The sequence below is a fragment of the Macrococcoides caseolyticum genome (assembly GCF_002902665.1).
Taxonomy (GTDB): domain Bacteria; phylum Bacillota; class Bacilli; order Staphylococcales; family Staphylococcaceae; genus Macrococcoides; species Macrococcoides caseolyticum.
Window position 1 is genome coordinate 1 of the sequence record NZ_PPRM01000108.1, and the last position, 508, is coordinate 508.

The window sequence follows — 508 nt, forward strand, 5'->3', positions numbered from 1 at the left end:
ATAGTGGACGGGCTGTTATTGAAAAATTGAAAGAAAAAGATACAGAGTTATTAAAAAAACACTCAAATAGTAGTGCCATTATTAAAAAAGTCCTTGAAAACAAAGAAATAAAAAATATAGATATTATTTATGATTTTAGTTTTATTAAAAGCTTTAATTTTAATGACGGGCTTTTTGAAGAAGAAAAAGAATATAATACGCTTAATCAAATGCCTAATATTCTCGGTAGGTATGTCACTTTAAATAAACAGTCCTTAAACGTAAATGTTAAACCTGATGATTACATAAAACTGTACAAAGACTCTCAAGCATATTTTAGAGATTTATTTATGATTGATTATTATCATGGAGATGTTTTCAAAAAACTATATTCTATATTCAATAATGACATACCAAAAGAAATGTCCGATAAATTACAAACTTTGAGAAATACATTCTATATACCTATGCTTGACGATTTAAATAAAATTAAACAAAATTTAATTAACATAAGAAATAATTACTCTGC

The 508-nt window shown here is 24.4% G+C and carries 1 protein-coding gene; it reads left to right on the plus strand.

Going from position 1 to position 508, the window contains the following annotated elements; all coding sequences use genetic code 11:
- On the plus strand, positions 1–508 hold a 508-nt coding region (locus CD152_RS12015), incomplete at both ends, for a hypothetical protein (RefSeq protein WP_205757052.1).